Annotated in this window: 3 protein-coding genes; 1 reads left to right on the forward strand and 2 read right to left on the reverse strand. The window is 59.5% G+C overall.

The window, feature by feature from the left end:
* Positions 1–1,988 precede the first annotated feature (1,988 nt).
* Complete coding sequence (locus FV223_RS17395; RefSeq protein ID WP_147728206.1) at positions 1,989–2,513, reverse strand: MucR family transcriptional regulator; 525 nt, start codon at positions 2,511–2,513, stop codon at positions 1,989–1,991.
* A gap of 567 nt (positions 2,514–3,080) precedes the next feature.
* Between FV223_RS17395 and FV223_RS17400 the strand changes: the two genes are divergently transcribed.
* On the forward strand, positions 3,081–3,518 hold the full coding sequence (locus FV223_RS17400; RefSeq protein ID WP_348642515.1) for a MucR family transcriptional regulator: 438 nt from the start codon (positions 3,081–3,083) through the stop codon (positions 3,516–3,518).
* A 1,237-nt stretch (positions 3,519–4,755) separates the two neighbouring features.
* Here the strand turns inward: FV223_RS17400 and FV223_RS17410 are convergent.
* Entirely contained in the window at positions 4,756–5,943 is a 1,188-nt protein-coding gene (locus FV223_RS17410) for a diguanylate cyclase (protein WP_147728205.1), read from the reverse strand.
* Positions 5,944–6,344 lie beyond the last annotated feature (401 nt).

Consider the following 6,344-nt stretch of genomic DNA (forward strand, 5'->3'; position numbering starts at 1 on the left):
CTTGAGCCTCATGGTCGGCGATAAACGATGAAGGGGCCCGATCGGGCCCCTTCATCGTTCAAGCTGCGGCCGCCATTGGCCTGGTTTTACTCCGCCACAGCGGCCTGGAATTGGTCCGCCCTTTACAGCACGACACCATCGCCGAATTCGAATGCCTTGACTGCCTGTGCAAGGCCCACGCGATCGCGTCGGCCTCAGCGGGCCGGATCTCCACAGGCGTTTCGTGCGGCTGGGGGTGCATCGACGCTCCGAGTTGCTCAAGAACATACAAGGAACAGACAGCAAGCAGACCGACGGTTCAACCATGGCGACCACGGCCAGGCGTGCAGTGGTGAGATGGTGTGGTGGGCGGGGTAGAAGACCAATGCCGACACCACTTTACCGCTTCCACTGTACGAATGGGCACGACCTTGTCGCCGATCGGCATGGCAAGCGGCTGCCGACCTGGGCACTAATGCGCCCACGCCGAGCGCGTCGCACTGGACGTGATGCTTGGCAGCCCTCGGCGCGATTGGTCGACTTGGACGGTTGAGGTCTACGACGCATCCGGGCGGCACGTGATATCGAAGCCGTTCACGGATGTTCTTAAAAATGAGACGTAGAGACAAAAGATTAGGACGCTCAGACAATAAGGTTCTGGTCTGTTCCTGACGTTGGTGCGTTACTCACGCCGCTAACGAACAGATCAGGCTTTGAATGATGAACGGTGTCGCTTACCTAAAATGGCTGTCTCGGCGGGGATACGCGTCGTCCGTGAAAAGCGCGATCGGTCAATCGATCGAACGGCGAAAAATGGCTGCTCAGATGCCTGCAGCTTCGAGCGTGCCTTCCGCGAAGCACTCTGAGGGGAACGTGGTTGCGTTCACGCCGCGCGGCGTGTCTGGTGATGACCGGACAGACAAAAAGCTTCAAACGTCCTGAGCGGCTTTGGCGCTCGATCAGGTGAGAAGCTCGGGTGGCAGCACTGAAACACAGGTCAGACGCCTATGCTTCGACCGCCCCGGCGTCGAGCACTAGCCGACGAACCAAAGCCTCCCGCCTTACTTGACGCAGCACGATGCGGGCCGTCGCTCGGGCATTGGCCGCGCGCAGTTCAGCCTTGGGGGCGCCATCGCGGAGCGCGCGCTAGGCCAAAGCGCGAAACCATAGCGCATTGTCGAGAGCTACGGCACGACGATCAGTCACCGATCCGCGCTCGTGCGCGTCGGACAATCCCAGGGTCTGCATGGCATCAATCCTGAGCGGCAAAGGTACGGCCGCTCTCGAACTAACAGCTTCATGACACGGAATGATAGGCGGAATAATACTTATTTCTGCCCAGATATTCAACATATTCCAGCAAGGGTTAGCATATGCGCACTCACCATCCGTGAGATTTAGAGCATTCGTGCAACTTCATATATACGTAAAGGTTAATAAAAAAACTTTGTGAACTAAAAATACCAAAAGAACCATAAACCTATTCATTATTTTCAGATTACAGCAATATATATGAAGAAAAGAACCTTGATGATCACAGGTCAGCTATGAATGACAATACGACCGATTTTGGTAGAGCACTTGAGCTGACCCAAGAGCTGGCGCGTACGCTGATGCGATCGATCCAGGCTCAGCCCGGCAGGGTCAACGCGTCCGATATGGCCGCTATTCGTCGCCTTGAAGCGTTGGCACACCGAGGTGAGCTCTCAGAGGATCTCGCCGACGCCATCTCCGCCACGCGGCGGACCCTGGCCCGCTTAAATGCAGGGGGAAGGCATCCGCGGCGGACGAGGCTTATCTCGACAGCAGCGGAGTAGCGCTGCCTGACCACGCGTTGACCGGCTCGGCCCCGCCGCCCGATCCGATTACGGGCTGGCGGGGGAGGTCGACTATCTCACCAGCGATAGGCCGATACGCAACTTGGCCCGGGTGCAGGATGGCGAGGCAGCGTTAGGAACGTGTCACCGCACCGGATGCCGTAGTGTGCCGGAACGGGGCGCTGAGCGGCCTCAAGCTGTCTCGGCGACCTTCTCGACCTTCTTCCGCCCACGGGCCTTCGGAGCCGCCTCAGGGGCCTTAGCAGCCTTGGGCTTCCTACCGCCGGTCTTGGGCACCTCGGAGACTGTTTCGTCGGCTGCGGCAGCCTTGGGAGCCGCCTTTTTCCGTTGCTGACCGAGGCCGAGGGATCGAGCAAGCTCGGACCGCTGGGCGGAGTAGCTCGCGGCGGTCGACGGGTAGTCCGCTGGGAGGCCGTAGCGCGCCCGGTACTCATCCATCGTCAGACCGGCCACGGTCACGTGTCGCCTGAGTGTCTTGTAGCGCTTCCCGTCGATGAAGCTGATCAGCGCGTCGGGCGTGACCGACTTGCGGATCTGTGCCGGCGTCGGCTTCTCGGGGCCCGCGGGCTCGGCGGGCGCCCCGTTGGCAAGACCAGACAAGGACGCATGCACGCTGGCAATGATGTTCGGTAGCTCCGACACAGGCACGTTGTTGTTCGACACGTAGGCCGCGACGAGGTCGGCAGCGAGTGTCATAAAGATGGCAGATTGAGCTTCGACTTGTTCGTCCACGATAATTCCTTTCACCAAGCGAATTTACGCCTCTGCCGAAGAACGTAGATCGTCAAGGCTTATCGATGATAAAAACGCTACCGGAAGGTACAACATGGATGAAAATTCGTGGATGCGCTTCGACATGAGGCATAGCAGGGGGATAGAAGCCCCGGACCGCTTGGGCGTCCGGGGCTTCTATCCCCATTACAGGCTGCTGCAGAAGACATGTTGACTGTTCCAGCCACAGCCGACGGCGCTCAATACGAGGGTCGCTCGGTGCTGAACCGCCAAGTCGGCTTGGTGCTGAGCTTCGGAGTCGTTCGAGGCACCGTGGGCCTCGATAGCCTGTCGTGGAAGTGAGCGCCGTCGCTATCCACGAGTAGCCGGGGCCACCCATGAGGACGCCCCGGCCCACTCTTCCGCGAAACATGTCCCCCGATCATGCGTACAGATCACAGCAGGCTCGCGCGATCTTGTGCGAGTCATACCTTGATCTGGATGAGAGATCGGTAAATCTCACGCCCGAGAGGCACACACAGGACAATCGAAGTGACTGAAGAAAACCTGGGGTTGAACCCCAATATGCTCACGATGGCAGCCGGACTGGTCGCTGCTTACGTTTCGAACAACCGCGTACCAGCGACTGAGCTTCCCGCTCTGATCCGCACCGTTCATGCGACTCTCAACGGCATCGCGAACGGGACAGCCGCCGATCGTGCTAACGCCCCGGCCGAAGAGGTCGAGCTGCCGACCGCAGCGCAGATCCGCAAGTCGATCCGCCATGAGGACCTGGTCAGCTTCATCGACGGGAAGGCGTACAAGACCCTCAAGCGCCACCTCACGAAGCATGGGCTCGACCCGCACAGCTACCGGGCGAAGTTCGGCCTGCCGGACGATTATCCGACGACGGCTGCCGCTTACTCCAAGGCCCGCTCCGCCCTCGCGAAGAACATCGGCCTGGGCCGTGCCGGTCGTATGGCCGCCTGAACGGTCTACAGAAGCCCGCCGTGATCCAGCGGCGGGCTTGGGGGCCTTAACTAGCTCCATACCCGCCCTTGGCGTTCCCAGAGCCGGTCGACGGCGGCTTCCCCTCGTAGCCGCCGCTTTCAGGAGCATGGTCCGGCTGCGGATCGGGAAGGCCGGGGGAAGTCGGTCCGGCGCTCTCTGCCGGAGGTACAGGCGCCTTCGCAGGATCGAGCGGGTGGCCTGGCGGTTGGGTACCGGCTGCTTCTGTCTACGTCGCTTCGTCGTCGCTCATGGGGTCCTCCCAATGCTCTATCAGGCGAAGGCATCTCATCGACGGAGGTTTCCCCTACGGGGCGCCCGCTCTATCCGCGGGCCGTGATCTGTGCGACCGCGGGGGGGCGCCCAACAAGGCCACGAACGGCTCTGACAGCCCGCGCCGGCAGCTGCACCAGACCTCCGATCGCGACGACAGCTGCGACAGTGAGGATGGCGCCGACGATCTTCAGCATGGTAGGGCTCCGGTGCATCCAGCGCCTGCAATGAAGCGGCGCCGGTTCTGCCGCTTAGGCAGCGCCCCGAAGGTGGCCAAGTTGTGGGCCGGTCAGTGGACCAGCATCATCAGGCCCTGGCCTATGAAGATCACGAGAGCGAGCTTGAGGATAAAGCCAGTGTCTTCAGCTGCTTCGCGCATCGCTCGTCCCCGTCTCTGATGCTTAACGATCTCCTACATCGATCATCGAAGATAGCCCTGTTCATACATCGTTATAATTTTTACCAGGCTACACACAGGCGGTGCTTAACAATCTATTAAAGTGCAAGGCCAGCGTTGAGCATTGCACCGCACCGCATGCGCCTAGAGACGGCGCACGGCGTTGCCAGAGCGAACGCAAGCAACCGGGCGTAAGGCAACACAGTGGCAAATCCTGCCACTGTGTCCTTTGCCGACGCCACGGCGCAGGCCACGGGGCGCGCTCCCCCGCACCATGCGTCAGGATGTCGAACGTGGTGAACGGATCAAGCTAGAAGCCCTCGCCGCTGTCGCCGGCACTCCGCTCAACAGTGAAGGGCGGCTAAGGGTGGTTTTCTGCCCGTCCGCTTCCGGACGGCGGATGCGATGAAGCAAACAGACCCGCAGCGACTGCTCGTGACCCATAGGGGGCTTTCCGACTGGCCCTGGTACTGTTTCAGCAGTCCGCAGGTGGTGCGATCGTCGGATCTGCTGCACCTGACCTCGACATCGCCTCTCGGGCCAACCAATCTAGGAAACGAGAGCCAATGCCGCGGGCGATTCCCCAAAGGTGGCGACCCGATTCCTACCGGTTGACTTCGCCCGGTAAAGCGCTTCATCCGCCTGCCGAATTAGCCGCTTCAATTTTTGGTCTTGATACGAGGAGCCTATGGCGCAGCCGACACTTACGGTCACTACGGACGAGGTACCGCTGGCCACATGTGGAAGAGCAAGGTCCTGTACGGCAACACGGACCGCCTCGGCCAAACGCCACGCGCGATCGTCATTGGCTTGCTGGAGAAGGATCACAATCTCCTCGCCACCGTAGCGCGCGACGAACGATGCGTTTCCTGCGGCCGACTGAACCGCTTGAGCCACTAAGCGGAGGCACATATCCCCCTGCTGATGTCCGTAATGGTCATTGTACCGTTTGAAAGCGTCGACATCGAGGAGGATGACGGCGACAGGTCCGGTCATATCTTGCGAAAGGAAATCATCGAGAGAACGGCGATTTGACAAGCCGGTCAACGCATCGCATCGCGACAGGTGATCGAGCTCAGCCACGCGTACAGCGTCGAGGGTCGTCATTATGAAACGCTGACGATCCCATCGCTCTGCCGAATAACTCGCGACTAAGATAAACGCCCCCGCGGCAGCAACGAGGGAATTGGCAGCAAGACGGATCTGCAGCTCAACTTCGTGCATCTGGAGCACGGTTGCCAGGTGCACGAACGTGATCGCAATGATAGAAGTCAACGCGTACTTGAATGGAAGGCGTTGAACGATTGCAGCATAAACGATGACTTCAACAAAACCAAAATTGTGATAGGTCCGTCCAGGCATAGAGCTTGCCAGCTCCATTGCTGTGAAGCTCAATACCGTCATGATCATCGAGGCGGATTGCACGATCTCGCGACTCCGACGAGACTGCGTGCGGTAGGAGAACCAAATCACGCCGAATCCGATCGGCGTGACGATGCCGAAGCGGATAATGGCAGCCGTCGAAACGACATCGCTGAGAAGGAGGCAGTCGGCGTAGTACAAAGCCCAGTAGATGATCAGCCCAATGCATGTCGCAAGCGTCGATTCGCGCCTTCGCGACTCATGCCCCGCCGTCTGAAACGCGGACTCGATGGCAGACGGAAACGTCAACCGATAGAATGGCCTATGGAGCAGCGATGCGAGCGCATCAGGGCTCTTTACAGCGCTTCGTGCCATTCTACCCCCTCACTCTTACATAGGCTTAGCTTTCAAAAATTAACAAAATCTCGTCTACACAGGATTTATATTTAATTAATAGCACAAATTGACTTACTAGCAGCCAAGTTCTCAAATCTACGGACCATAGGTTAGGATCGACGACAGGACGTGAGTGCCACCGTGCCATAGATGCCGACTGTCCGCTTCAAGGCCTTTGGACGGAGAGCAGGAGCGCCCGTCTCGGGTCGCAGGCGGAATGTCCTGTTCAGGGCGAAGGGTCAGGGTCCGCTCCCCACCGAGGCTGTGTGAAAAGAGGACGTCACGCTGTGGCTGTCCGGCCCCTCGGGAGAGCAGCGGGCAGGCTTTTCGACCGCCTGCATCCTTGGTCGTTGCAAGATCGCAAGGAAGCTCAAAGAAAT

The organism is Methylobacterium sp. WL116 (genome assembly GCF_008039455.1).
Classification (GTDB): domain Bacteria; phylum Pseudomonadota; class Alphaproteobacteria; order Rhizobiales; family Beijerinckiaceae; genus Methylobacterium.